The following is a 24,909-nucleotide window of genomic DNA, read 5'->3' on the forward strand; positions in this document are numbered from 1 at the left end:
CTGCCGACGTTTCACCTACACCGTAGGGTTTTCCGTTTTCCGCCCTTCCCACTGCATGAGCAAACTCAGCGCCGCAGGCAGTGCAAGTAGCGTCAGCAATGTCGCCCCCATCAATCCGCCGATAATCGCGTACGCCATCGGCCCCCAAAACACCTGATGCGCAATCGGGATCATGCCGAGAATCGCTGCCAGCGCCGTCAGTATAATCGGGCGTGATCGATGGCTGGCTGCATTCACAATCGCCTCTGTCGCGGGCTGTCCGTTTTTCACGTTCAGATCGACCTCGCCAATCAGGATAACCGCATTACGAATGATCATGCCCGCCAGCGCAATTGCCCCCAGCAGCGCCACAAACCCCATCGGCGTGCCAGTCGGCAGCATCGCCGCGACAATACCGATCAGGCCGAACGGCGCGGTCAGGAATGCCAGCGCCATGCGGGAAATACGCTGTAGCTGAATCATCAATAGCACCAGCATCACCAACAGCGTCACCGGCAGTACCGCGTACACGGAGCCATTGCCCTTATCAGACTCCGCCGCAACGCCGCCTTCTGTGATGTGGTAACCCGCCGGTAACGCGGCGCGATAGCGTTCAATCTCGGGTGCCAATTTTTCAGACAGCGCAGGTGCCCGCACGCCCGACGCGACATCCATTTGCACCACAATAAACGGCTCGCGCTGACGCCGCCAAATAATCGGATCCTCGACGCCATACGCCACGGTCGCGATCTGCCCCAGCGGAACGGAGCGCCCCTCCGCAATCGGGATTTGCAGATTGGCGATCGTCGCAACGTCTCTGCGTTCCTGCGGCGTGCCACGAATCACTACGTCCACCAGCCGATTGCCATCGCGTACCGACGTCAGCGTAGAACCAGAAAATATCGCCGCCAGCATACTGGCCACATCCTGCGAACTGATGCCAACGGCGCGCGCTTCGGTCTGATTCAGCACCACGTTCACCGTGCGTTCTGGCTCGCCCGCCGTCAGATTCACCTCACGCACATCAGCTTGTTTCCCCACCAGGCTCGCCAGCCCCTGTGCGATATCGCGGACACGATGGCTATCTGGCCCCGCCACTCGGTATTTCAGCGGCCAACCTACCGGTGGTCCCAGCTCCAGCGCAGACACCCGCGCGACAATGTTACTGAAATCCCGCTCAAGCACCTGATTCAACCGGGCCGCCAGCGCGTCCCGCGCCGCCAGATTTTTTGCCACCACCACCAGCTGCGCAATATTCTCATGGCTCAGCAACACATCCATCGGGAGATAAAACCGCACCGCGCCCGACCCCACATAGGTGGAAAAATGGTCAACGTCAGGATCGTTTTTCAGCATGGCTTCCAGCCGTTTCGCCTGCGTTTCCGTCGCCGCCTGTGAGGCATTCGCCGGTAGCGTCAAGCTAACCAACAGCTCTGGCCTGTCGGAAGCCGGAAAGAACTCGCCTTCCAGCCGCGTCGCACCGAACAGGGCAATGACCAGTAGGAGCAGCGTGATCGCCAGCGTCATCCCCCGGTTTGCCAGTGCGCGCTGTAGCCACTGACGATAGAGGCGTCCCAAGCGTCCCGGTTCGTCGGAATGGTGGCTAAACGTTTTTGGCAACAGCCAGACGCCGAGCAGCGGCGAAAAGAGAATCGCGACGATCCAGGAACTCAGGAGCGAAATCAGAACCACCACGAAGAGCGAAAAGCAGTATTCCCCCGCGCTGGATGCGGCAAACCCCACCGGAATGAACCCGGCGATCATCACCAGCGTCCCCGTTAACATCGGAAACGCAGTGCTTTCATAGGCCCAGGCCGCCGCCCGTTTGCGATCCCAGCCCTGTTCCAGCCGCGATACCATCGCTTCCACCGTAATCATGGCATCATCGACCAGCAGCCCCAGCGCAATAATCAGCGCGCCCAGCGAAATGCGCTGTAGCCCGATACCGGTGATTTCCATACCAATAAAGGTCATCGCCAGTACAATCGGGATAGAGGCGGCCACCACGAGTCCGGCCCGGCTGCCGAGGGAGACGAACGACACCGCCAGCACAATCGCCACCGCTTCCAGCAGCACTTTCACGAAGCCGCCGACCGCACCTTTCACCACCTCGGCCTGATCGGCCACGCGCGTCATTTCGATCCCATGCGGCAGTTGTGCAGAAAGCGTATTCATTTTTTCGCGAATCGCCTGACCGAAATTGAGCATATTGCCGGTGGGTGCCATCGAGATCGCCAACCCAATGGCCTTCTCGCCATTCACCCGAAACGTCGGCGACGGCGGATCTGCCGTTTCACGGTTAATCGTGGCGATATCGACCAGCGGGACAAACTTGCCGCCGATGCGCAACGTAATCTGACGCAGGCTTTGCTCGGAGGTAAACGCCCCGCTGACGCGCACGGCAATCTTATCGTCCTTGGTGCGAATAATACCGGCGGGCGTGACCGCATTCTGCGCTTTCAGTGAATCGATAACCTGCTGCGGATCTAACCCCAGCCCGGCGAGACGTCGGGGAGAAAACGTCACCACAATCTGTTCTTCTTCCACGCCCAGCATGTCGACCTTACCGACATCCGGCACGCTCAATAATGCCGAGCGAATATCCTCGACGCGGTCGCGCAGCTCTCGCGGCGAAAAGCCGTCGGCGGTAAAGCCATAAATCGTTCCGAACGTATCATCAAATTCGTCATTAATAGCCGGCGGGCTGACGCCATCAGGGAGCGAACTGGCGATGTCCGTCATTTTCTTACGCACCGTATACCAGATATTCGGCACGGCAGACGGCGGTGTGTCATCACGCAGGTTGACGAAAACCACCGCCTCCCCGGCTCGGGTGTAGCTCTCGACATAATTGAGATACGGCGTTTCCTGTAATTTTTTCTCCAGTTTATCGGTGACGAAATTGACCGTATCGCTCACCGTCGCGCCCGGCCAGGCGGCAGACACCACGGCAGACTTGATGGTAAATGCCGGATCTTCGTTACGGGGCAAACGTTGATAGCTCATCACGCCTGCCGCCATAATCACCAGCATCATAAACGCGACCAGTTGCTGATGCGCCAGTGCCCAGGCGGACAGATTAAAGCGTGCGGTCGATTGCGGTTCTGGTGACATCAGCGACGCTCCTCTTCATCCAGCCGAATTTTTTCATCCGGCCGTAGCTTACTGATGCCAGCGATCACCACGCGATCGCCCTGCTCCAGTCCCCCAGCAATGAAGATTGCCGTATCGCTGTAGCGCGCCACACTAACCGGCTGCAAACGTACCGTCTGGGTTGTGGTATTTACGACATAGACCGCAGGTTGATCTCCCTGCCGCGTGAGCGCAGACGCAGGCAGTTCAATAACAGCCGCGTCGGACTGCTGTATCGCGCCATTCACGCTGGCACCTAATACCATCGCGGCGGGTGGCGAGGTTAGCGTGACTCTCACCCTGAAGGTTCGCGTAACGGGATCGGCCTGTGGGCTGATATCCCGCACGCGCCCCTCAGCCTGAACGCTCGGCTCAGACAGCAGTGAAACGCGGATCACGCGCGTGGAAAGCGACTGATTGACCAGCCGTTCCGGCACATCAAACACCGCATCGCGCCCGCCGAGGGAGGCCAGTTTCACCACCTCTTGTCCGGCGCTCACCACCTGACCGGGATTGGCGCTGACCGTCGTGATCACCCCATCCTGCGCAGCCGTGAGTTGCGTATAGCCGAAGCGTTCTTGCGCGCCTTTCACCGTCGCCTGCGCACTTTCGCGGCGGGAAACCGCTGCGTCCCAATTTGCCTGCGCTTCATCAAGCTGCACGCGCGCAATCGCGCCGCCCGGTGCCAGCGCCTTCATGCGGGAAAAGTTGCTTTTTGCCAGCCGTTCCGCCGAGATTGCGCTGGCTAAATCCGCCTGCGCGCTGCGCAGTTGGTTTTCACTGTCCCGGGCATCAAGCGTCGCAATCACATCGCCACGCTTCACCGACGCCCCGACATCCACCAGACGATTCAGGATGCGACCATCCAGCCGAAAACCTAGCGCGGTTTCTTCATGCGGGCGAACTTCCCCCGTCAACGTCACCGGTTCCCGGCTCATCGCCGGCATGACCACCAGCGTTTTCACCGGCCTGACGGGCGGTGACGCGGGCGCATCATCAGCGCTGTCACAGCCGCTAAGCAACACGGCCGACAGCAGACAGAAAGCAAAACGGCTGACCATCATTACGTCCTCTCACTCATCAGATAGCCTCAGAACGCATACAGAACGGCCAGCGTGGCACCGGTATCATTGCGTCGTTCCACAACCTGACTGTCCGCAACTTTGTCAGTGAGCCAGGTTGAGGTTACCCCGACGTTCGTTGACCACGCAGGGCTAAACTGATGCGTCCAGTTCGCGCCCAGCGCATAGCCGTAAACGCCTTTTCCGGCATGATAGGCCGCCAACCCGGAGCGGGTGCTCTGCTGCTGCGTTACGCCGTAGTAGGTTTGATTAAAGCGGGCATCCCCCATCAGCACATCTGCCGACAGCGCCAGCACATCGTCTTTTGTCGCGGACTGCCACACCGTGCTCTTTGCTCCGATGCGGTACTGATTTCCCCTATCTCTTTCGCTCAGCGCAAATTCGCCGCTCGCTTCCAGCGCCAGCCAGGGCGCAAACTGATACCCCGCCGTTAGAGTGGTCGTTACCGATCCTTTAACCTTGCCCATCCCTTTCAGACGGTTTGAACCCGCGCGCCACTGGCTGTTTTTGTCATCCCTTCCCAGGTCGTAACCAATCGCGTGGTCGAGATAAAAACCGGAGGGCGACTGGTATTGCCAGCCGATACCGTGCGTAGAATCTATATAAAGCGCGCCGCGTTGAATGGTCAGCACAGGCAGCGCGGTAGTTTGACGATCTTTACTCCCTCTGTAGCGCGGCGCATTCTGGGCAGCGACACCCACGACAACATCCGTGTGGTCACCCCAGAATGAAGGCGCAGCGTCTTCTGCCGCTTCGGCAACGGCCGCACTGGACAGCGCGGCAGCGGACAGGCAGGTGGATAAAATAATTTTTGTTATGTTCATACATCCCCTCTTTTACGCGGTAATCTTGCACCGTGGCGTTTCCCCGACGGGTACAGCGTGATTGGTGTTGGCTTTTCAGCATCGTGGCGGATTATGCTGACGTTTAGTCAAGAAACGCTTTGCGGTTTTTTAAGATTTCATCAAGAGGGTGCGATGGCAGAAAAACGGGTGTTGATTATTGAAGACGATATGGATGCCGCCAGCGTGCTTGAGGCCTATCTGCGACGCGACGGCTATCAGGTGTCTATCGCGTCTGATGGGCAACGGGGTCTGCACATGGCGCTGACCAGTAAACCCGATTTGATTTTGTTGGACGTAATGCTGCCGAAGATGAATGGCTCAGAGGTGCTCTCCGCCCTGCGGCAACGCAGTAATATTCCGGTGATTATGGTCACCGCCATCGGCGACGAACCGGAAAGAATCGGTGCGCTGCGCTACGGCGCGGATGATTATGTCGTCAAGCCGTATAACCCACAGGAAGTGGTGGCTCGCGTGCAGGCCGTGCTGCGACGTACCGGCTATGCGATCCGAGAAGATGCAGTCCTGACATTCGAAAATTTGTCGGTTGACCCAACTTCCGTCACGGCAAGCATCGCGGTATCGCCGTCAGAATCCGTGGTGCTCGATCTGACACCGACCGAATTCAACATTCTGGTGACGCTGCTCAAAGCGCCCAACCGCGCCTTTACCCGTGGTGAACTGCTGGAAGCCAGCCTACCGGAAAGTGACGCGCTGGAGCGTGTGGTGGATACCCACGTTCACAACCTCAGGAAGAAGCTCAATCAGTACGACATCATCAATGTGTTAGTCACCGTCCGCTCCGTCGGCTATCGATTCCGGTAAATGTTGCGATGAAAAAATCGATCTTTCTGTCAGAAAAAATGTCGCTGTGGCGCTGGCTGTGCTTTCGCATTATTTCTCTGCTGCTTGCCGCCGTGGTCATTATCGCGGGCCTCATGTGGCTGCGTTTCGCCGTCAACAATCTCTACGTCGAGCAGCACATGTCGGTCGAGATACGGACCGAATTTCAGCAATTAAGCGAACAGAAAGACTACGCCAACCCGCGCTATCAACAGATTATCAATCAGTATTACGGCCCGGAATTCTTTGTGCCGAATATTGCCAGCAGCGACTGGCTGGTGCTCGCCATTATGGTACTGATCGCCTTGCCCACCATGGTGGTCGTGGTGCTGTGGCGTGCGCGACCGCTGTCACAGCAATTTTCCAACATCGCCAGCGCCGCACGCGATGTCGCTCAAGGGAAATTCGATACCCGCACGCAGTTGGTCGAGCAGGCACCGATGGAGTTGGTGACGCTGGCGGACGACTTTAACAACATGACCGCACAACTGGAGCGCTACGAGCGAGAGCTGCGTGAATCCAGCGCGGCGCTGGCTCATGAACTGCGTACCCCGTTAAATGCGGCGATGGGTCGCGTTCAAGGCATGCTTGATGACGTCTTCCCGCGAGATAAAGCACAGCTGACGATGGTCATCAAACAGCTCGAACAGCTCAATCACGTGATTCAGGATCTGCATTTTCTGTCGCTAGCCAGAGCCGGGCAATTGCAGTTAGTCCAGACCCCTTTCTACTTCGACGAGCTCATCACCGAGCGACTAACCTGGTATCGGCCACAGTTAGAACAGGCCGGATTTCAGACACAGACGCATATCGAACAACACGACTTCTGCCTTGCCGACCGCGAACGGTTAGGACAGGTGTTCTCTATTTTGATCGAGAACGCCTTAAGCTACGCCAGCGATGGTCGCTATCTGGCGATTGAGGTGCGTGAAACGACGCTGCGTGAAAACGTACCGTGCTGGCAGATTACCGTCTCCGATCGCGGGCCGGGCATTGAGCCAGAATCGCTGCCCCTGCTTTTCGACCGCTTCTGGCGCGCCGAGCATTCACGTGGAAGGCACTCCGGCGGCAGCGGACTGGGGCTGTCCATCGCCTCAGCTATTATCACGGCACACGGCGGCACGATTTATGCCTGTACTGAAAATTCTGCTTATGCGGAAAATTACGCAGAAAATCATGCAGAAAGCGATACGCCAGAACACGATCATCACGGCGGTCTTACCATCGTGATGACGCTGCCCCGTAGCATCTAATACGCCGCATGCCGCGGGGTAATTGCCTATTATTAAAAAGCATAGCGAAATTATTGCTATGCCCTGCCGCGGGGGGAAAACACGGTAAATCGTGGCAATCCTCATCGGCTACCTGACGAGATAAACAGAACAACCCCAGACGCCGCGCCCTACCGCGGGGCAAACCGCGCGCCGCCGCGATTTTTCTCTCAATGAATCGTTATATTTATCTGGAATGAGATAAGGCGAAAAGAACTAATTTCGCTATAAGTATTTCGCTACTCTGCATGAGCGAAATATATCGCCTCGATTAAAACTCAATCACCAAGGTAATTATCATGAAACGTTCACTTCACCAGGCATTCATGGCGATAACGCTGATTAGCGCCTCCTTCTTTAGTCAGGCCGCCGAAACACAAACCTCGACGTGGCAACATATCAAACAGACCGGTGAGTTACGCATCGGCGTGGCACAGGGCGAGCCCTGGTATTTTAAAAATCCCTCGACCGGAGAATGGGACGGCATCGGCTATAACATCGGTAAAGAGTTGGCAAACGATCTGGGGGTAAAACTGGTGACGGTGGAAACCACGTGGGGCAACGCCATCGCAGCCTTACAAACCGGTCAGATCGATACCATGCTGGTGCTCGACCCAACGGAAGAGCGGAAAAAAGCGGTCGATTTTCCTGAGCAGCCTTTCTTTTGGTATGCGCAAGGCGTGTTGATTCGCGATGGCATTGCAGTGACCAACTGGGACGACCTCAATCGGGAAGATATTAAAATCGGCGTCACGCTGGGCTCCAGCCCGGACCTGATTCTGACCAAACGTCTGCCAAAAGCACAGCTGGTACGCTTCCCGAATATGGATGAAGGCGTGGCGGCGTTCTACGCGGGTCGGGTCGATGCGCTGTCCTATTTCCACCCGGCGCTGGCGCTGCAACAGGCTAAAGTCGGCAAGGGCAATTTGATTCTGCCGAAGCCGATTATTGAGGTCAGCACCAGCGGGGCAATCCGTAAAGAAGCCGACCAGACCTTCCATAACTTCCTGAATGACGAATTTGCCAAGCTGTATCAATCCGGCAAGACGCAGCACTACTATGAACAAGCTCTCAAACTGCGCGGCGTGGACGTCAGCAAAGTGCCGTCGGTCATTAAAGAAGATTGGAAATAAATCGGAAACGGTTAAAACGACAGTCCTGAACGGATTCAGGACATCTGCATTAGCGGGGTCAGCAGCGCGGCGACATCCTGACATTGTTCCAGTTCGGATAACGCCGCCGTTGCCTCCGCCACCGTTGTTGGGGCAAATCGGGACGAGAGATTCTCCGTAAATTTCGCCATGATGCGGCTTTCCGCCAGCGGGTGTTCTGCGCATCCCAGCGGGAAGGCAATACGCTCACCGCTCACCACTTTTCCACTCGTAACGACATCAACCTGCAACACCGGCCGACGCACCTGCGCCATCAGTTGGTCAAGTTCGGGAGAAACCTCGACGTGAACTTTATCGGCCAGCGCCAGAAGTTCTGGGTTGGTTAAGGTATCGTCCGCACTCCAGCGATGCCTCGGAATACGATAAGCCAGACACGCCAGCGTAAACGGCAGGCTGAACTGCGCATCCGTCGCATTTTGCGGCCGTGCATCCATAAAATCAGCGGCCAGCCTCTGGCTTCCTTTGACCCGAATCAGGTCAATAGCCTGCGGCGACAGCGCCAGTTCGTGCTGTACGCGTTCGAAGGATTCCAGCGCGGTATGTATCCAGCGGCAGGCCGGATAGGCCTTGAAACTGGCATGCTGGATCGCCCACGCCTCTCCCAATCCGGTAATCAATGCCGCTTCATCAAAGCGGTCAGATCCCATCATGCGCCAGAATCCCTGCTCGCCGGACAGCACATCTCTTGGGCCGATAATCCCGCCACGGTGCAACTCGACGGCACGGACGCCCGACTCCGCCGCGGGGGCGTTGTAATCCTTGAAAGACACCAGCGGCCGCTGCTGCCAGTTGTATTTGTGCAAGCTAGGCAACGGCGTCAGCGACGCCGCCAGACCGATGGCATTCTCTAGTCCTGCGGCATCACATCCCGTTAGCAATCCGTAAGCCACCGCCGCTCCGATGGATTCATGCTGGCACACACCATAAACCTGTTGAAAACGCGCCTGACTCGGCTGCTGAGACTGAATGATCCGACCATTAATTTCATACGCGGCGGCCAGCGCACAGATCAGCGTTTCGCCGTCGATCGGGCGCGATCCAAGTGCCGCCAGCGCGGCGGCAACCAGCGTGGCACCGGGGTGCCCCATACCACGTCCGGCAACCTCATAGCCATCATCGTAATCCAGCGCATTGATCGCCGCCGCATTCAAAAATGCCGCACCAATGGCGGCCAGCGGCGCGCCGCCATCCAATACTGGGTTGTTGCCCGCCGCATAGTGCAGGCGGGTGACGCGCGCGCAGTCCTGCACCACCTGGCTACTCGCACCGGCAATACCGCAACCCAGACTGTCGATAAAATGCAGCACGATTTTTCGTCTTAACGCGGCGGGAATGTCCTGAATCGTCAATCGGTGGGCAAAGGTCGCGAGGCGCAACGTCAGAGGAAGTTCAGCAGCGTGAGGCATCAGCATTCCGCCATTCTTTTATAAATAAAAGGAATATTAACACCACGTTTTATTATTTATTTATCATTTTTTCGACCTGCTAAGATGCATCAGTTCTAACAAAATAAGAAACGTATTTCCTAATTATGCATTTTCCAGGGGCGCTATTTTATGTCGTATCAGTGGGATTTTTCCGCCATCTGGCCCTATCACCAACTGCTGCTGGAAGGGCTATGGGGAACGATAAAGATCGGTGCCACCAGCATACTGATCGGGATGGTGGCTGGCATGGTGCTCGCCGCCATGAAAATGTCGCCTCGGCGACTCTTGCGCCTGCCTGCCGCGATGTTGATTGGCTTTTATCGTAATACGCCCGCGCTGGTGCATTTTTTCTGGATTTACTACGCCCTGCCCGTCATTACGCCCTTAACGTTTTCGCCTTTTACCGCTGCCGTGATCGCGCTGTCCGCCCAGTCCGGTGCCTTTTATGCCGAAGTTTACCGTGGCGCGATTTCCTCTATTCACGCGGGGCAATGGGAAGGCGCAAAAGCGCTGGGCATGTCGAAATCAACGGCACTGCGTCGGGTTATTCTTCCTCAGGCGTTACGCCGGATGATCCCGCCCTTTATTGAGCGCTCGTTTGAACTCATCAAATCCACGTCGCTGGCGTCATCACTGGCCTATAGCGAACTGCTTTATCAGGCGATGCAGATCAACAGCCAGACCTACCGACCGCTGGAAGTCTACAGTCTGGTGGCGGTGATGTATTTCACCCTGCTGCTGCTGATTAGCCTGTTCAGTCAACATATTGAGAAACGGCTGTCGCTGGCAGATCGCCGGCTCGCGTAAGGAACATCATGCACTATCAATGGGATTTTTCGCTGGTCTGGCACAACCTTCCCGTGCTGCTGAAAGGCCTTGGCGTCACACTCGAACTCTGGCTGCTGGCCGGTGTACTAGGCACCGCGCTGGGGCTGGTTCTCGGTCTGTTTCGCGTATTTGGCAAACGCTGGCTGTCGCTGCCCGCCAGAGTCTTTGTCGAAATCTTCCGTAATACGCCCGTTCTGATCCAACTGATCTGGTTTTATTACGCTTTCCCGGTTCTGGTCGGCGTGCAGTTCAGTACCTTTGCCGCCGCCACGCTGGCTCTGACGCTGTATAGCGCCGCGTACTGTACGGAAATTTTCCGCGCTGGGCTGCAATCCATCGACCACGGACAGTGGGAAGGCGCAAAAGCGCTGGGCATGCGGCAGACGGTGATCCTGCGGCGCGTGGTTCTACCGCAGGTATTACGCAACATGCTGCCCGCCCTCACCAACCGGATGATCGAACTGGCCAAGGTAACCTCGCTGGCCTCCATACTGGCCGTCAACGAACTGATGTATCAGGGACGACTGCTGAGCAGTACCTATTATCGTCCGCTGGAAATCCTGACGGTGGTCGCGCTGCTCTATTTCATTTTGATCTGGCCGGGGAGCTACCTTGCCGCACGACTTGAACGTCGTTTCCGTTCAACCCCCTAGTCTGACAGTGCCACAGGATTGCTATGCGTGAAGCTATTAGTGTGAATAAAAATCGTACGTTGAATGAAAACGGTACGTTGAATGAAAATAGTACGTTGAGTGGAAATGAAGCTCTGAACGACGATATCGTCCTGCGCATTCGCGGGCTCCAGAAACGCTTCGGTGCCGTTGAGGTATTGAAAGGGATCGATCTGGATGTACGTCGCGGCGAAAAAATTGCCATCATCGGCGGCAGCGGATCGGGAAAAAGCACCCTGCTGCGCTGCCTGAATTTTATGGAGATCCCCAGCGCCGGCACTATCGAACTGGATGACGTGGTACTGGGAAAAACCAATGCGAAAGGCCAGCGCGACTACCCGGAAAAGCAGCTGTGCGCCGTGCGGGAACGCGTAGGCATGGTGTTTCAACAGTTCAATCTGTTTCCCCATATGACCGTGCTGGAAAACGTGCGTGAAGCGCTGCTGTCGGTGAAGAAAATGCCACGGCATGACGCGGATATCATCGCCAAAGCGCAGTTGGAAAAGGTCGGGCTGGGCAACAAACAAGACGCCCGCCCCGCCAGCCTGTCCGGTGGTCAGCAGCAGCGGGTGGCGATTGCTCGGGCTCTGGCGATGTCGCCAGAAGTCATGCTGTTTGATGAACCGACATCGTCACTGGACCCAGAGCTGGTGGGCGAAGTGCTGCACACCATCCGAGCGCTCGCGGAGGAAGGCCGCACCCTTCTGCTGGTCACCCATGAACTGGGGTTTGCCTATCACTTCGCCGATCGCGTCGTGTTTATCGAGAATGGCGTGATCCATGAAATGGGCAGCGCCGAACAGGTACTCAAAAACCCGCAGCAGCCCCGAACCCAGGCCTTTCTTGCCCGCTTTGCCGAGCGCTCCTTTTAACTCATCATTCACATTCAGGAACAGCACGATGCAACCCACACTATCCAGCCAGAGCAGCCAGGCCTATTTGCAGGATCCGCGTAACAGCGACGTACAGGTGTATGTGAATGGGGAGTTTGTTCATCGCGACAACGCGGTGGTGTCAATTTTTGATTCCGGCTACGTGTGCGGCGACGGCGTATGGGAAGGCCTGCGGTTGGTTAACGGCCGCCTGATTGCGCTGGATTCGCATCTGGATCGCCTGTTCGACGGTGCCGCCACGATCCAGCTGGATATCGGCCATAGCCGGGAAGCGCTGACCGATATTCTCTATCAAACGCTCGCCATCAACGGTATGACCGATGGTGCGCATATTCGCCTGATGATTACCCGAGGGAAAAAGCATACGCCGAATCAGGATCCCCGCTTTATTATCGGCGGCGCAACGGTCGTGTGCGTGGCGGAGTATAAAGTCGTCGATACGGCGGCGAAAAAACGCGGGCTGACGCTGTTTACCTCAACCTATCGCACCAGTACGCCAGACGTCTTCGATCTGCGGCTGAATTCGCACAGTCGACTCAATCTGATTCAGGCGCTGCTACAGGCGTTGCAGGCCGGTGCTGATGAGGCGCTGATGCTGGATCCGCACGGTTTTGTCGCCAGCTGTAACTCCACCAACTTTTTTATCGTCCGCCGCGGTGAACTGTGGACGTCATCAGGCCGCTACTGCTTCAACGGCATCACCCGCCAGACCATTATCAACCTTGCAGAGGCCAACGGGCTGAAGGTTAAGACTCAAGATTTTACGCTGGCAGAAGCCCTCACCGCTGACGAAGCCTTTGTCACCGGCACGCTGGCGGGTATCACCCCAGTAAAAGCGCTGGACGGCCGCCCATTTAACCCCGAGCACCGACCGGTAACCGAACAGCTCAGCCGCTGGTATGAGGCGTATTTGTATGCGCAGTGATAGCGGTGCATCGTCGTGAAACAAGGCGTTCCCAGAAGAACGCGATAACCTCGTTATGCCCCTGTTCTGCCTGCTGAATGTCTTCGACGTAAACGTGGGTGACCACCGCGGCGGTTTAATGCGCTAAGTTTATCAACGAATTGATTCAACGAAATATTAACCGTCAGAAACATTTCATGTAACCTAAGCGCCACTTTTTCAAAAGAGCAGGTCAGGGAATGAAAGCCGTAAAGTTACTGTTTGGCATCCTACTACTGAATATGGTCATAGGGGTCAGCACGGCTATCGCCGCCCCGGACGACACCGCACACCCTTTTTACGCGGGTAAAACGCTGGCGCATCCGATCATTTCGGGCGCACGCGAAAGCAGCGCCCTTCTGGTTTTCATTCAGGAAAACCAGGTGGTCAAAGGCTATTATTGCTTCTGTAGTGAAGAGGATGACAGTGTCGATCACCTTCCCCACCTGCTCGGTACCTTCCCCGATTCCACCATTGAATCCGTGTTTTATGCCGACGTAGACCAGGCTGGTCAAATCACGCTGGTGTTGAGTAAAAGCCACGGCAAGTTCGCCCTGCGCGGTTGGCGTTACATTGAAGACGGCAGCTATATTCCGCTGCTAAGTTTACAGCCGGTTCTCGACAAGCTGGTTCGCGAGAATAAGGATCTCAATTCAACTCTGGTGAAACGCGCACTCGGCAAGCTTCCACCTTATGACTACAGCGCGCAGTACCCTAAGTTCGATAATCACGATTTCGATAACATCGACTTTACTCAGGGCAACGTTGTCGGCTGGTATCTTGACGATGGCACACCTTCTCATGCTGCGAAACAGCCAGCAGACAACGTCTACGCTTATAAAAAAACCTTTGCGGAAAAAGACGGTTTATTCCTCACCGTAACTTTCCGTCGCGTGGAAGATAGCGCAACCCCCGGATTTCGCGTGACAGCCATAAGTTGGCAAGCTGACCCGGCTAAATTCAGCGGCAGCGAGAATGGGCCTTATGTCTATTACTCGGCACAATATGGCTTAGTAAAAGGTTTTTTCCTGCGTGGCGTTCCTGACGGAAAATGGACCACCGTCGGCGAGAACTTCGGCAGTTCAGGTAGCTATATAGCGGGACAACAGCAAGGCCAGTGGACCATCAGCGATGGGCAAGAAACGGCAACGGGATTGATGAAAGACGATGAGCGTGAAGGCCGCTGGGAAATCACCGACGGAATGGATGGCAATACACCAGAGCTGGGTGGCTTCGATACCTACCTCAATGGACAGCGTCATGGCCCCAGCGAGCGCCGTCTGGCGGGTGTGCTGCGCTCGAAGGGCGATTATGTTGATGACCAGCCTGAAGGCATGTGGATCACCGAAAACGGCGAGGGCCCGTTTGTGAAAGGCGTGGCTAACGGTATGTGGAAACTAAAGACGGCTGACGGCGAGATCCAGCAGGTCGAACTGATGGCTGGCATAAAGCAGGGAGAACTGCGCTGGAGTGATGAGAAAGGCCGTCTGACACAAATCATTCATTATAAAGATAATCTTCCTCACGGTTTGTACCAGAAGTTCAACGCTGCCGGAAAAATGGTTTATCAGGCTGACTATGTCATGGGCAAACTGGAGGGCCGTGAAGTCGAATATTATGACGATGGCACCACTCTGCGCGCCGATCGCGGCTACCGCAATGGCGAACTCGACGGCCTGTATATCTATAATTTCCCTGACGGAAAACCGAAGTCCGTATCGACCTATGACCACGGTTATGAAGTCGGACTGATGCAGGAATTTACCGCCACTGGCGTCAAAATTACCGAGCGCAATTACTGCCCTCGGTCGATGAGCGGCCGCGGCTACTGCGGTAAACAGCAAACCTTCAACCCTGACGGCACACCGCTCACCGAAGCCGATTATCTGTTCAACCGCCAGCAAACCAATAATACCTGGTATGCGAACGGTCAACGTCAGGATGAAACGCGTATCGGCACCGATGACAGCTACACCCAAATCAGCTATTACCCTAACGGCCAGATGCAATGCATTAGTCGCTCGCAGGGTTTCAAACCGTTGGTGGTCGATGGCAAAGAGTACAAAGATTATCAGGGCGCGCTGCGCCAGGGCGAAAGCGCCTGTTATTACCCCGATGGCAAAGTCAAAAGCAGCGGAGTCTGGAAAGACGGCAGGCTGACCACCAGCTGTGAAACCCGTTTCGATGAGAACGGAAAACAGACCGCCCCGGCCCTAAAGGCTGCGTGATTCCGAAATGGGAGTATGAACGCTGATATCCCACACAGGAGAAACGCTCAGTAATCGATGATTCTGCACGGGTATGCGGGTGATTCATATCCTTTCGAAAGTGGCTCCGCATTGAGTGAGGTTATATGGAGGCAAGTGCTTTCCATTACCCACTCAATGGGATAACGATAAGTCCCAACGTCTGCTCGGGGAGTTAGCCGCCGGGGTTTATGGGTCGTTCAGAGGTATTATTCAGCGACGCCTCAGATTTAAGAGCTCGTTTGGGATTGTCTGCTTTGGGTGGGTGCGGACGTTTTGAAGGCAAATTCGTTTTTGCCAAGCTGGCTTTTACCTTACCTAACCATTTATTAGGCATGCCACATCAGTTTTGTTAATCTTTCACGCTTATAACCAGAATGGATTTTAGAAAATGAATGAGCAGTTAAAGATTGATATTCCTGCACAGGAAGGCCGGGGCTTTTGGGTTACTAAAGGTCAAACGTTCTGTGTTATTGATCCAGAAGGTCAGCAGGTTGCTGACTTGTGGGCCATTTCCGTTGAAGCTGGAGAAAAAGACTGGCTCAGCACATCACAGACACGAGACATAACTGAGCGATTATTTCCCGCCACCGGCGAATCTTTTTATAGCGAGAAAGGCAGACCTTTTCTCACCTTTGTGCAGGATAATTCACCGTGCCCGCATGATATGCTTTTTCCAGCGTGTAACCCTGGCCTTTACGAACGTGCTGGCCTGCTCGATCATCCTAACTGCCGCGACAACATGCTTTCAGCACTTCAAAAGGTGGACATCTCACTTCCTGTCGTCCCGGACCCGGTTAATTTCTTCCAGCGTTCTGAACCGCAGGCAGACGGTAAGCTTGAAGTACTGGCTTCTGATAACCCCCCGGGAGGGAATGTGATATTGCTGGCAGAAACGGATCTATATGTCGTGGTTACAGCCTGTTCTGTTGACTTCCATCCGACCAACGGGGGCCAATGTACTGGTATCCAGATTATTGTCGGTTGAGTTCCAGATAGTTCATTACCGAGCATTTACCTGCTCTCTTACTATGCAATTAGGGTGTAATTAGCCATTAGAGGCGCAATCAGTCGAGGTCACTGTGGAATTAATTCCTTATTTTCTATTTGCCGGTGCTCTCTTTTTAAATGCAGGAGTACCTGGTCCCAGTATCGCGGCCCTTGTTTCCAGGGTGATTACCAATGGCTGGCGCAATGTAATACCTTTCATCGCTGCAATGTGGATCGGTGAGGTTATCTGGCTCTCTATGGCTATGGCAGGTCTTACAACCCTTGCGCAAACATTCCAGACAGGCTTTTATATTCTGAAATGGGTCAGCATCATCTATCTCTGCTGGCTTGCGTTTAAAATGTGGCGTAAGCCTGTAAATGAAAAGGCAGACGAATTACCGCAACGTACATCTTCATGGTCAATGTTTAGCGCTGGTATGGCATTAACTTTGGGCAACCCTAAGATCATGGTTTTCTACCTTGCGCTTCTTCCGTCATTTATCGATTTGCCAAAAGCAGGTTTAAGTGAATGGGCAATCCTAGCAAGCATTACGCTGGTTACATTAGCGGCAATTGATCTTACCTGGACTTTCATGGCACACAGGGCCCGAGTTTTATTACGTACTCCTAAAGCTGTGAAAATTGCTAATCGTCTTGGCGCTGTTGCTATGGGCGGTGCCGCTGCGGTTATTGCTGCGCGTAACTAATATCCTAAAAAAATCTGCTGGCCATTGGTTAGCAGATTTCTTAGGCCGCAACGTCCGCTTTGGCACTTAGCAGTCGGGTAAAAGGACCGCTCCGTCAGTTAAGAGCGAAAGCAGACATCTGTATCCACAGTGAGTGAATCTATTAAGTAGAAACACTCAAAGCCAGATTAGAACTCGCTTGGGGTTGTCCCTATCACTGAACGAAATGCAGCAGAAAACGCGGCAGGACAGGAAAAACCGAGTTGATAAGCGATCTGCTTAACGGATACACCGTTAGATAGAAGGTCTAATGAGGTATATATCCTGGCTCTCTGTTTCCACATTCTGAAGCTGAAACCTGTGTCACGTAAAAAATGGCGGGAAAAAGTACGTCCCGACATATTCGCAATATCAGCCATGTCAATTAAGGTCGCCTCCCACCGATGGCTGAGCATCAGTTCTCTTGCCGCACGAAATAAACGTTCATCACGCGGCATAGGGAGTTCCGCAGGCAAGAATGGCATCATTAGTGCGAGAAATATATGCCGTCATTTTTAGGTTGAGAAAAAGCCCCCGGCTGAGAGACAGTCGTCGGGGGCTTAGCGGAAGAAAATGTAGAACCTTACAGGCCCAGCTCCGACAGACCAGGATGATCATCCGGACGACGACCCAGTGGCCAGTGGAACTTGCGTTCACTCTCTTTAATCGGCATGTCGTTTATACAGGCGAAGCGACGTTGCATCAGGCCATCTGCTTCAAATTCCCAGTTTTCATTGCCATAAGAGCGGAACCAGTTGCCCGAATCATCATGCCATTCATAGGCGTACCGCACGGCGATGCGGTTGTCAGTAAACGCCCATAGTTCTTTAATCAGACGATACTCAAGTTCTTTTTTCCACTTCCGCGTGAGGAAACCTTTGGCTTCTTCACGATTGGTTGCAAACTCGGCGCGATTACGCCATTTGGTGTCCAGCGTGTAGGCCAGCGATACCTTTTCGGCATCTCGGCTGTTCCAGCCATCTTCAGCGAGTCGCACCTTCTCAATCGCCGTTTCGCGAGTAAAAGGAGGAAGTGGCGGGCGAGTCTGTTTATCGGACATGGTAGAGCCTCCAGGAAATTTGGATATCCCCGTAATACTTCAAGCTGCATGTGCGTTGGCTGCGTTCACTCACCCGAATCACTTACCTGAGTAAGCTCATCGGGATTCACTCTCTTGCCGCCTTCCTGCAACTCGAATTATTTGGGGTATATATCAGTAGAACGAGGTTTTTTTGAAACTCAGGCCCTAGTGAGAGACCTGCTTCAACAACAGTTGCGCCACTTCTCTTGCGCTATCGGCCGCACTGTCATCGCCCATCACGTGTGACATGGTGATAGCGCCCTCCATCAGAATCAGCAACTGTTTGGCCAAGGCTGATGGTTGCTCGATGTTTAATTGCGTGGTGAGTTCCAGCGTGTAATCCAGCAATTTTTGTTTATGAAGCTTTGCGATCTGGCGAACGGGATCGGCAGGGTCACCCACTTCTCCAGCCGTGTTAATAAAGGCACAACCACGGAAGCCATCTGACTCAAACCAGCCTTTGAGTACAGTGAACATATTCAGGATACGCTCCTGAGGGGTAGTGCCTTTATCACATTCAGTTCTGAACCAGTGCATCCAGCGTTCATCACGTGCATTCAACGCGGCGGCTGCCACGTCATCTTTGGTCGCGAAATAGCGATAAATACTTTTCCTTGCGACGCCAGAGGTCTTAACCAGAAGGTCCATGCCTGTGGCATGAATGCCGTTCTGATAGATAAGTTGCTCGGCGGTCGCCAGGATTTTTTCTCGGGTATCGTTCGGCTTTTTGTTCATGAATTAATGGTAGAACGATCGTTCTACCAAGTCAAGCGTCAGCCTGAAAACATTTTTCAGAAAGTGAAGAAGCGAAGTCCGTGCGGGAGAGCGCCCTGCCCCTCTAAATAGATAGACCGTGACATGAGAACGTTCGCGTCTGGCAGAGCTATCACTTAAAGGTGATGCCATACCCTCTCAAATATGAAAACACCACTTCCATTTTAGGCTCTACACCAAGCCATAACAGGAAGTTAGAATATAACCACTTTCAATAAATAACGGGCTTATTGTTATGTAAATAACATAAATACAATAAGTTACCATTATTTATGGCGTTGGTATCCTTTTGAAAACCTACGCAGGATCTTTTCAAATTCATTACCAAATGTGAAAGGGTTTACGTTGTGATTGTTGTACCTGCTGATAGTGACGCGAAATCGAATGAAGAGTCACAACATCTCGCCCAAGCACCAGTCCGGAGGGCTTTGCACAAAAATCCTGCAAGCATGGCAGGCGCTGGCACAGCTTCCCCCTGGAACTGACGGTTTATCCGAGCCAGTTGACTCGCAAGCACTTTTGGTCTGAACAGGAAATTTATCTAGAATGAATCAATTAGTAACAGCTTACCTGGATCGCCTTGGCCTTGATGCCGAGACACCCTCCCTACAGGCACTGACCCGAATTCATCGAGCTCACGTTGAACGGATACCTTACGAAACCTTCTGGATTCACCTCAAAGAAGGATGGGGAATTGATCCACTTGAAAGTTTCAGAAGAGCAGCGACCACGCGGCGAGGCGGTTACTGTTTTCAGTTGAATGGCGGCTTATACACATTACTCACCCAGCTTGGTTATCGTGTGAGTCTCAACCCTGCAAACGTCCATGGTGTTGAAGGCCCTGAACGGATTAAGCTGGAAAATCATGTCGCCATTATCGCTGAGGGAATGCCGTGTGAAAGCAACCCTAATGGCCGATGGTGGGTTGATATCGGCCTCGGCGACGCGCTGCATGAACAAATGCCTCTTATAAATGCAACCGTCCACCAGGGATTAATGAAGTTTGGAATGGAGGCCGTTGGTGAGGATGGTGTGGGTGACTGGCATCTCACTGCCGATCCATCTTGCTGGATTGCAGGTGTAAGTATGGCTGATGAGCCTACTGATATGGGGAATTTATCAGACCGCCATCACTTTAATGTGTTTTCGCCAGAGTCTGGTTATGCCAAAGTTGTCACTGCTCAACTTCGACAGCCTAACGGTAAAACGGTAATGCGGGGTTGTGTTCTTACCAAAACTGACGGCAACGTCGTGACCACGCATACCTCCGCGTCTCTACCGGAATGGCTGGACGTGCTGAGGGAAGAGTTTGGCCTGACTTTTGACAATGTTTCCGATGAATCACTCAAAACATTGTGGTCCAGAGTACAGAAGATCCATGAGGAATGGCTTCAGTCCCGTGATAATGGGTAAAGCCGTAATCTGTTCGTTGATCCTGATACTTTAACACCCTAAATCGGTATTGCATCTGGCGGAAAGCTGAGTGCTAAGAAGTTGGTGTATGCCACCTGTGAGCGACGATGTGGTCGGCCACAGGTGGCCGGAGCGGCATTCTTGAACGTCGTCGTCGACATTTGCTTAGTAGACCTATCATAAGCGCTGAGCAATCTGTCAGTGTGGTATCTCGCTTCGGATCTGAGGTGAACTGCCAGTATGAAAGACTGTGGCCCGTGACGAATTATTTGAAAACGTTATGAATCGAGTGATGGGCCGCTGTGAGCGAAAAGCAGACCGCCGTCATTTTGCTAAGCGACAAAAATGAAAGTGATATCTAAACTTCTCGTTTTTCTGCACATTTGAGCATTGCATTAAGAGCTGGATAGAGCGCTTGCCCCCACTCGGTTAGTCGATATTCCACTTTCGGTGGCACTTGGGGATACACAATCCCGTCAGCTTCCAGCTGTAGCAGATGCTGCATCTGCTACAGCTGGAAGTTTTCCGCGAGCATTGTGAAGAAGGGTTTCGTCGACTACTGAGTCTCCATCTCTTGGTAGATTTTGGCCAGACGGTGGAACGCTTCCTTAGGTTCCCATGGCGGCATCTGACGTGACTTAGGGTGATTCTGTGGTTGGTTCTTGACCAGCGAAAAGCTGACCATGTCTAAATCAGACGCACCTTCGCCGTGATACAGGGACGGGAACGAGAAGAGAAAAATGAATATTCCGTCAACATTCGAAGTGCTTAACAGTCGAACCTGTTCTTCAATATAATCAGCCTGCTCTTGCTCACTACGATTGGGCACAACACCGTCCTTAAAGACTCCTGTGCCGTCGGGGTTCATGCCTTCAAGGATCATATAGCCAGAAGAGCCCAGTTTTGCAGCACCTTCATATGTGCATGCCCCAACCTCCATGACAATGAGTGGCTTACCGACGCGATACTGATCAAGCGCTTTGACATAAGCTTCTGCTGTCTCGTTACTGCGGTAATGGTCAACGCCAACAACATCAAACAAACTCCAGTCGACCCGCTCCCATATTCCCGCCGAATACGTGACCTTGCCATTGAACTTTTCGCGGATCGAAACCACAATTTTATGAAGTTCCTCGTTCAACAGCTCTGATTTCGTGGCTAATATTTCTAATGCTTCAGCCTGAGGGAGGTTTCCGAGCGGCATCAACCCTTTTTGCGTTCGTTCTGATTGTGTCGATCCAGCGAAAATTCCCTGATTGAACAAACTCATCTCGCAGCCTGCCACGAAAATGAGATCAACCCCTTCACTTCTTAGTTGCTCTGCGGCAAGTGCGGCCTCCGAAAAATAAGCTGGCAATTCCGTAATTGGTACATTCATCTTCCAGGGATTGAAAAAGACGGTCAAACCAGCTTCGTGCGCCAGACGCGAGGCAGTCACTAAACGATCAATGTCTTCGCCTTCGATGCGAATGGCGTTGGCGTGCAATTGGGTGGCAATCGTTTTGATATCGTAGGCAACGAGCTTAGGGTCAAAATGTTCAACAGAATAGGGCAGACCTTCGGTAAATCTCAGTCCCACATCGTAAACAACTCCTCGATATTTCATCGCGTTGGTTCCTTTTGCATAGGTAAAGGGTGATAAAGGTGCAAGCGCAGCCAGGGCGGCTGCGGCTGCCGTGATTTTTATGGCGGTTCTGCGTGTCATCATGGTTCAGCTGGCTTAGCGTTATTGGTCATTTTGAGTGTGAGTCAGTTGGCTTTAGCTACCCGCGTCGAAATAAGAACGGGCCCACTCTGAAATCGTTTTTCCAGGACATCCTGTTACGGTTTTAACATCATCACGAACCACCGTCTGAGCCTGCATTTTACCTGCAGCGCCAAGTTTCATTGTCACTACGGCGCTTTCCATATAGGCGCGGTCAGAGGCCGAAGGAATGTGTTCAAGCATCCCTTCAAGTACGGAGGCATCAAGTATGTTGCACTGGATCTCCTTTCCGGCGGCTTCTGCCAGCATCGCCGCAACTTCAGGGCCTGTCAGTAGTTCGGTGCTCATCCAGTAGTTATTACTGCCATGTTTTTCCGGCCCCTCACGTAAAACGGCAGCAGCGACGCGGCCAATGTCTTCGGCAAAAACCCACCCCTGCGGTCTGTCGCCCCAGAAAACGGTGAACGCCCCTGTTTCCTTAATAGAAGGCTCAGTGACCAGCACGGAATCTGTTATGACGTTAGGGTGCAGATGCGTCCAGGCAATTCCGCTGGCCTCGATGTAGGTCTCGATCAGGTCATGCCAGGCAAAATGGGGGATATCATCGCGGCGGGACGTAAATACCCCCAGATGGACAAGGTGACTGACGCCTGCGTCGCGCGCGGCATCGACAAACTTTTTACTCTGGAAAAGCATGTCTGACGTATAGCCTGTCAAAAGGAATACGCGGTCAATACCTTCTAGCGCCCCTGCAAACGTTTCAGGCCTGTTGAGATCAAGGACGACGGCGTCGCGACCTTCACTGCGCCATTTTTGAGCGAGTTCTTCCCGGCTTGTCGACACCCGCAGTTCAATACCGTCATCATTTGCTTTTAAAGCCTGAACCACGCAGGAACCAACGCGACCGGAAGCGCCCAGGATTAATACTCTTGAAACCATCGCTGACCTCACTTTATCAATATCACGAATGTTGGTTTATGATGGGTAGTGCTGTGCACCGCCTAGCTGTAATGACGTTCTTTACGGTATGTTATGACTGCGTACAGAGCGTCAGGACGCAATTATGTCACTCAATGACATTTGTGTCATTGAGTGACATAGATAAAATGATTCCAGTGAAATTTTCAGAGCTTAGTAATGAACACTCGAACCCTGGCTAAAAAAGCCCTTAAAGAGCAGATTGCTCTTGCAGCCTATGATCTGTTTCAAAAAAACGGGTATGACAAAACCACTGTAGAAGCGATTGCCATCGCGACAGGAATGTCGACACGGACTTTTTTCAGGTATTTCCCCACCAAAGAAGACGTGCTTATGGAGCAGACTAATAAGTTCCGAGAGCATTTTATCGAAGGATTTATGAAGCAACTGGAGTCTGAGGACATCTGGGATGCCATGAAAAATCTGCTATCTGAGTATGCGCTGAACTGTGCCAGTAGTCAGGAAAGTGACATACAGGCATTTATCCGGGCAACGCCCGCGCTGGTTACACGTCAGTTTGAAATCTTTGAAGGCCTGCTGTCTGAGGCTACAGATTGGTATGTATCACAGCATAACGATTCCCTCAGTTGGCATACCGTAAATGCACTTATCCGTTCGGCTTTTTCTTGTCTGCAGGCATTTCAGGGCAGACAGCCTGAAAAAATCTCATACACGGCTTTTAGTGATTTGATGATGGAAATGAAACCGGTTCTGCTGACCAGATCCCATTGACCGAGCCTGCAGTGTCCGCTCCTGGCATGAAGCTGCCTGCTGTAGGACTCACAATGGAAACCGGAACCTTGCACTGCAATCATGATGAAGTCTGCCGTTAAGTTTCTGTCTGAGCGACGACAAGCTCATGAAAGTCAATATGTACGGTCCTTGCTAAACTAGGTTGGTATCATTTAAGGGATACAGCCTAAGATTGACTAGATTTTACTAATGATTCAGATATGTCCGTTATCTCAGGCTCATTTCATTGCGTTGTAAACTTTGAATGCGGGATTTTTTTCAAAGATTTCAGCAACAAAATCCATGAACACAATCGCCCGTTTTGGTAAAAGTCGATTAGCAACATAAACGGCTTGAATGGGAACGGGCGGTGCAGTGTAATCAGTCAGTAATAGCTGTAAGTTGCCATTTTCCAGTCCCTCCTCGAACAGCCATTCTGGGCCTTGTGCGATCCCAACCCCTGCATTAACAAACTTCTGTACTGCTTCCGGTGAATTGACCCTGAGCCGACCAGAAACAGGGACATTGATATCCTGAAATCTCCAGGTAGCTCCTGTTGTTAGCAAGGTATAGATCAAACAATCATGTTTTTTTAAATCTTCTGGGGTATTAGGGGTTCCGTGTTTAGCTAAATACTTGTTACTGGCAACACAGACTCGCTCATACATGCCAAGTCTGCGGGCACGCATAGCACTGTCCTCCAGGTGTCCAATGCGGATTGCCAGTTCAGCCCCTTCATCAACGAGATTGATATAGCGGTCATTAATCTGTAGTTCGAGTGTTAGCTCAGGATAGCGTTCTAAAAAATCGGGGATGTGCGGGACTAAGAATGTGTGAGCTAATGCTGTGGGGCAAGCAACACGTAATAGCCCTGTGGGTGTAACATTTTCTCTGAAAGAAGACTCTGACTCTTCAACGGCTTCCAGAATACGCCTTGCTTCCAAATAATAACGTTCTCCTTCAGGAGTTAGGGAAAGCTTGCGGGTTGATCTGTGAAGTAATCTGGTCTGCAAATGCTCTTCGAGGGTGGCAACATGGCGACTCACGTTCGGTTGCCCTAAGCCTAAATCCCTACCGGCTGCGGAAAAGCTGCCTGTTTCAGCGGTACGGACAAAGCATGTCATCAAAAGTAATCTGTCCATCCTAAAACCCATCTATGCTTTTAAAGCATGAAACATATTT

21 protein-coding genes and 2 pseudogenes are annotated in these 24,909 nt (G+C 53.0%); 12 read left to right on the forward strand and 11 right to left on the reverse strand.

Annotation, left to right across the window (positions count from 1 at the left end):
* Positions 1-15: 15 nt before the first annotated feature.
* Genes BJJ97_RS19090 through BJJ97_RS19100 form a run of 3 tightly spaced genes read right to left on the reverse strand, consistent with a single transcriptional unit; the run spans position 16 to position 5,017 of the window.
* Positions 16-3,093: an efflux RND transporter permease subunit gene (locus tag BJJ97_RS19090; protein WP_095994975.1), complete on the reverse strand. Its 3,078-nt coding sequence runs from the start codon at positions 3,091-3,093 to the stop codon at positions 16-18.
* Positions 3,093-4,175, reverse strand: coding sequence for an efflux RND transporter periplasmic adaptor subunit (locus tag BJJ97_RS19095; RefSeq protein WP_095994976.1), 1,083 nt, complete (start codon positions 4,173-4,175; stop codon positions 3,093-3,095). The genes BJJ97_RS19090 and BJJ97_RS19095 overlap by 1 nt, the downstream gene beginning before the upstream one ends.
* Before the next feature lie 26 nt (positions 4,176-4,201).
* Complete coding sequence (locus BJJ97_RS19100; protein ID WP_095994977.1) at positions 4,202-5,017, reverse strand: MipA/OmpV family protein; 816 nt, start codon at positions 5,015-5,017, stop codon at positions 4,202-4,204.
* Positions 5,018-5,170: 153 nt separating this feature from the next.
* Between BJJ97_RS19100 and BJJ97_RS19105 the strand changes: the two genes are divergently transcribed.
* From BJJ97_RS19105 to BJJ97_RS19115, 3 genes are all read left to right on the forward strand, one after another.
* Complete coding sequence (locus BJJ97_RS19105; protein ID WP_095994978.1) at positions 5,171-5,860, forward strand: response regulator transcription factor; 690 nt, start codon at positions 5,171-5,173, stop codon at positions 5,858-5,860.
* A gap of 8 nt (positions 5,861-5,868) precedes the next feature.
* Complete coding sequence (locus BJJ97_RS19110; protein WP_095994979.1) at positions 5,869-7,131, forward strand: sensor histidine kinase; 1,263 nt, start codon at positions 5,869-5,871, stop codon at positions 7,129-7,131.
* Positions 7,132-7,448: 317 nt separating this feature from the next.
* Positions 7,449-8,282: a transporter substrate-binding domain-containing protein gene (locus BJJ97_RS19115; protein ID WP_095994980.1), complete on the forward strand. Its 834-nt coding sequence runs from the start codon at positions 7,449-7,451 to the stop codon at positions 8,280-8,282.
* Positions 8,283-8,317: 35 nt separating this feature from the next.
* Here BJJ97_RS19115 and BJJ97_RS19120 read toward each other — a convergent pair whose 3' ends face one another.
* Positions 8,318-9,727, reverse strand: a complete 1,410-nt coding sequence (locus BJJ97_RS19120; RefSeq protein WP_095995404.1) for an MmgE/PrpD family protein — start codon at positions 9,725-9,727, stop codon at positions 8,318-8,320.
* Positions 9,728-9,877: 150 nt separating this feature from the next.
* Here BJJ97_RS19120 and BJJ97_RS19125 point away from each other — a divergent pair, with 150 nt between their 5' ends.
* The 7 genes from BJJ97_RS19125 to BJJ97_RS19155 all read left to right on the forward strand — a co-directional run bounded on the left by BJJ97_RS19125 (position 9,878) and on the right by BJJ97_RS19155 (position 17,026).
* The gene (locus tag BJJ97_RS19125) at positions 9,878-10,555 is read left to right on the forward strand and encodes an amino acid ABC transporter permease (protein ID WP_095994981.1); all 678 of its coding nucleotides are present in this window, start codon (positions 9,878-9,880) and stop codon (positions 10,553-10,555) included.
* A gap of 8 nt (positions 10,556-10,563) precedes the next feature.
* A complete protein-coding gene (locus BJJ97_RS19130) occupies positions 10,564-11,229 on the forward strand; it encodes an amino acid ABC transporter permease (protein WP_095994982.1) in 666 nt (221 codons plus the stop codon).
* A gap of 23 nt (positions 11,230-11,252) precedes the next feature.
* On the forward strand, positions 11,253-12,119 hold the full coding sequence (locus tag BJJ97_RS19135; protein WP_226308688.1) for an amino acid ABC transporter ATP-binding protein: 867 nt from the start codon (positions 11,253-11,255) through the stop codon (positions 12,117-12,119).
* Between the two features lie 28 nt (positions 12,120-12,147).
* Positions 12,148-13,065, forward strand: coding sequence for an aminotransferase class IV (locus BJJ97_RS19140; RefSeq protein ID WP_095994983.1), 918 nt, complete (start codon positions 12,148-12,150; stop codon positions 13,063-13,065).
* A gap of 218 nt (positions 13,066-13,283) precedes the next feature.
* The gene (locus BJJ97_RS19145; protein ID WP_227003542.1) at positions 13,284-15,311 is read left to right on the forward strand and encodes a toxin-antitoxin system YwqK family antitoxin; all 2,028 of its coding nucleotides are present in this window, start codon (positions 13,284-13,286) and stop codon (positions 15,309-15,311) included.
* 409 nt (positions 15,312-15,720) lie between these two features.
* Positions 15,721-16,317: a DUF1989 domain-containing protein gene (locus BJJ97_RS19150; protein WP_095994984.1), complete on the forward strand. Its 597-nt coding sequence runs from the start codon at positions 15,721-15,723 to the stop codon at positions 16,315-16,317.
* A gap of 94 nt (positions 16,318-16,411) precedes the next feature.
* Complete coding sequence (locus tag BJJ97_RS19155; protein ID WP_095994985.1) at positions 16,412-17,026, forward strand: LysE family translocator; 615 nt, start codon at positions 16,412-16,414, stop codon at positions 17,024-17,026.
* A 167-nt stretch (positions 17,027-17,193) separates the two neighbouring features.
* Here the strand turns inward: BJJ97_RS19155 and BJJ97_RS19160 are convergent.
* The 3 genes and pseudogenes from BJJ97_RS19160 to BJJ97_RS19170 form a co-directional block, all read right to left on the reverse strand.
* Positions 17,194-17,526 (reverse strand): annotated as a pseudogene (locus BJJ97_RS19160) (helix-turn-helix domain-containing protein); the annotation flags it as partial.
* 101 nt (positions 17,527-17,627) lie between these two features.
* Positions 17,628-18,104, reverse strand: coding sequence for a nuclear transport factor 2 family protein (locus BJJ97_RS19165; protein WP_095994986.1), 477 nt, complete (start codon positions 18,102-18,104; stop codon positions 17,628-17,630).
* A 186-nt stretch (positions 18,105-18,290) separates the two neighbouring features.
* On the reverse strand, positions 18,291-18,860 hold the full coding sequence (locus BJJ97_RS19170; RefSeq protein ID WP_095994987.1) for a TetR/AcrR family transcriptional regulator: 570 nt from the start codon (positions 18,858-18,860) through the stop codon (positions 18,291-18,293).
* A 585-nt stretch (positions 18,861-19,445) separates the two neighbouring features.
* Between BJJ97_RS19170 and BJJ97_RS19175 the strand changes: the two genes are divergently transcribed.
* Positions 19,446-20,312 carry an arylamine N-acetyltransferase family protein gene (locus BJJ97_RS19175; protein ID WP_095994988.1) on the forward strand — a complete coding sequence of 289 codons (867 nt, stop codon included), beginning with the start codon at positions 19,446-19,448 and terminating at the stop codon, positions 20,310-20,312.
* 358 nt (positions 20,313-20,670) lie between these two features.
* Here BJJ97_RS19175 and BJJ97_RS19180 read toward each other — a convergent pair.
* The 3 genes and pseudogenes from BJJ97_RS19180 to BJJ97_RS19190 all read right to left on the reverse strand — a co-directional run.
* Positions 20,671-20,814 (reverse strand): annotated as a pseudogene (locus BJJ97_RS19180) (winged helix-turn-helix transcriptional regulator); the annotation flags it as partial.
* Between the two features lie 54 nt (positions 20,815-20,868).
* A complete protein-coding gene (locus BJJ97_RS19185; RefSeq protein ID WP_221885947.1) occupies positions 20,869-22,020 on the reverse strand; it encodes a hypothetical protein in 1,152 nt (383 codons plus the stop codon).
* Positions 22,021-22,071: 51 nt separating this feature from the next.
* Positions 22,072-22,956 (reverse strand): SDR family oxidoreductase, encoded by an 885-nt coding sequence (locus BJJ97_RS19190; protein ID WP_095994991.1) that lies wholly within the window; start codon positions 22,954-22,956, stop codon positions 22,072-22,074.
* A 198-nt stretch (positions 22,957-23,154) separates the two neighbouring features.
* On the opposite strand from BJJ97_RS19190, the gene BJJ97_RS19195 reads away from it, so the two are divergent.
* On the forward strand, positions 23,155-23,727 hold the full coding sequence (locus tag BJJ97_RS19195; RefSeq protein WP_095994992.1) for a TetR/AcrR family transcriptional regulator: 573 nt from the start codon (positions 23,155-23,157) through the stop codon (positions 23,725-23,727).
* Positions 23,728-23,966: 239 nt separating this feature from the next.
* Here BJJ97_RS19195 and BJJ97_RS19200 read toward each other — a convergent pair whose 3' ends face one another.
* Complete coding sequence (locus BJJ97_RS19200) at positions 23,967-24,869, reverse strand: LysR family transcriptional regulator (RefSeq protein WP_095994993.1); 903 nt, start codon at positions 24,867-24,869, stop codon at positions 23,967-23,969.
* Between the last annotated feature and the right edge of the window lie 40 nt (positions 24,870-24,909).

The sequence above is a fragment of the Pectobacterium polaris genome (assembly GCF_002307355.1).
GTDB lineage: Bacteria > Pseudomonadota > Gammaproteobacteria > Enterobacterales > Enterobacteriaceae > Pectobacterium > Pectobacterium polare.

Bases quoted from the DNA above. Each gene is read 5' to 3' on its own strand.
- BJJ97_RS19090 (WP_095994975.1), bottom strand. From the start codon at position 3,093: ATGTCACCAGAACCGCAATCGACCGCACGCTTTAATCTGTCCGCCTGG.
- BJJ97_RS19095 (WP_095994976.1), bottom strand. From the start codon at position 4,175: ATGATGGTCAGCCGTTTTGCTTTCTGTCTGCTGTCGGCCGTGTTGCTT.
- BJJ97_RS19100 (WP_095994977.1), bottom strand. From the start codon at position 5,017: ATGAACATAACAAAAATTATTTTATCCACCTGCCTGTCCGCTGCCGCG.
- BJJ97_RS19105 (WP_095994978.1), top strand. From the start codon at position 5,171: ATGGCAGAAAAACGGGTGTTGATTATTGAAGACGATATGGATGCCGCC.
- BJJ97_RS19110 (WP_095994979.1), top strand. From the start codon at position 5,869: ATGAAAAAATCGATCTTTCTGTCAGAAAAAATGTCGCTGTGGCGCTGG.
- BJJ97_RS19115 (WP_095994980.1), top strand. From the start codon at position 7,449: ATGAAACGTTCACTTCACCAGGCATTCATGGCGATAACGCTGATTAGC.
- BJJ97_RS19120 (WP_095995404.1), bottom strand. From the start codon at position 9,727: ATGCCTCACGCTGCTGAACTTCCTCTGACGTTGCGCCTCGCGACCTTT.
- BJJ97_RS19125 (WP_095994981.1), top strand. From the start codon at position 9,878: ATGTCGTATCAGTGGGATTTTTCCGCCATCTGGCCCTATCACCAACTG.
- BJJ97_RS19130 (WP_095994982.1), top strand. From the start codon at position 10,564: ATGCACTATCAATGGGATTTTTCGCTGGTCTGGCACAACCTTCCCGTG.
- BJJ97_RS19135 (WP_226308688.1), top strand. From the start codon at position 11,253: ATGCGTGAAGCTATTAGTGTGAATAAAAATCGTACGTTGAATGAAAAC.
- BJJ97_RS19140 (WP_095994983.1), top strand. From the start codon at position 12,148: ATGCAACCCACACTATCCAGCCAGAGCAGCCAGGCCTATTTGCAGGAT.
- BJJ97_RS19145 (WP_227003542.1), top strand. From the start codon at position 13,284: ATGAAAGCCGTAAAGTTACTGTTTGGCATCCTACTACTGAATATGGTC.
- BJJ97_RS19150 (WP_095994984.1), top strand. From the start codon at position 15,721: ATGAATGAGCAGTTAAAGATTGATATTCCTGCACAGGAAGGCCGGGGC.
- BJJ97_RS19165 (WP_095994986.1), bottom strand. From the start codon at position 18,104: ATGTCCGATAAACAGACTCGCCCGCCACTTCCTCCTTTTACTCGCGAA.
- BJJ97_RS19170 (WP_095994987.1), bottom strand. From the start codon at position 18,860: ATGAACAAAAAGCCGAACGATACCCGAGAAAAAATCCTGGCGACCGCC.
- BJJ97_RS19175 (WP_095994988.1), top strand. From the start codon at position 19,446: ATGAATCAATTAGTAACAGCTTACCTGGATCGCCTTGGCCTTGATGCC.
- BJJ97_RS19185 (WP_221885947.1), bottom strand. From the start codon at position 22,020: ATGATGACACGCAGAACCGCCATAAAAATCACGGCAGCCGCAGCCGCC.
- BJJ97_RS19190 (WP_095994991.1), bottom strand. From the start codon at position 22,956: ATGGTTTCAAGAGTATTAATCCTGGGCGCTTCCGGTCGCGTTGGTTCC.
- BJJ97_RS19195 (WP_095994992.1), top strand. From the start codon at position 23,155: ATGAACACTCGAACCCTGGCTAAAAAAGCCCTTAAAGAGCAGATTGCT.
- BJJ97_RS19200 (WP_095994993.1), bottom strand. From the start codon at position 24,869: ATGGACAGATTACTTTTGATGACATGCTTTGTCCGTACCGCTGAAACA.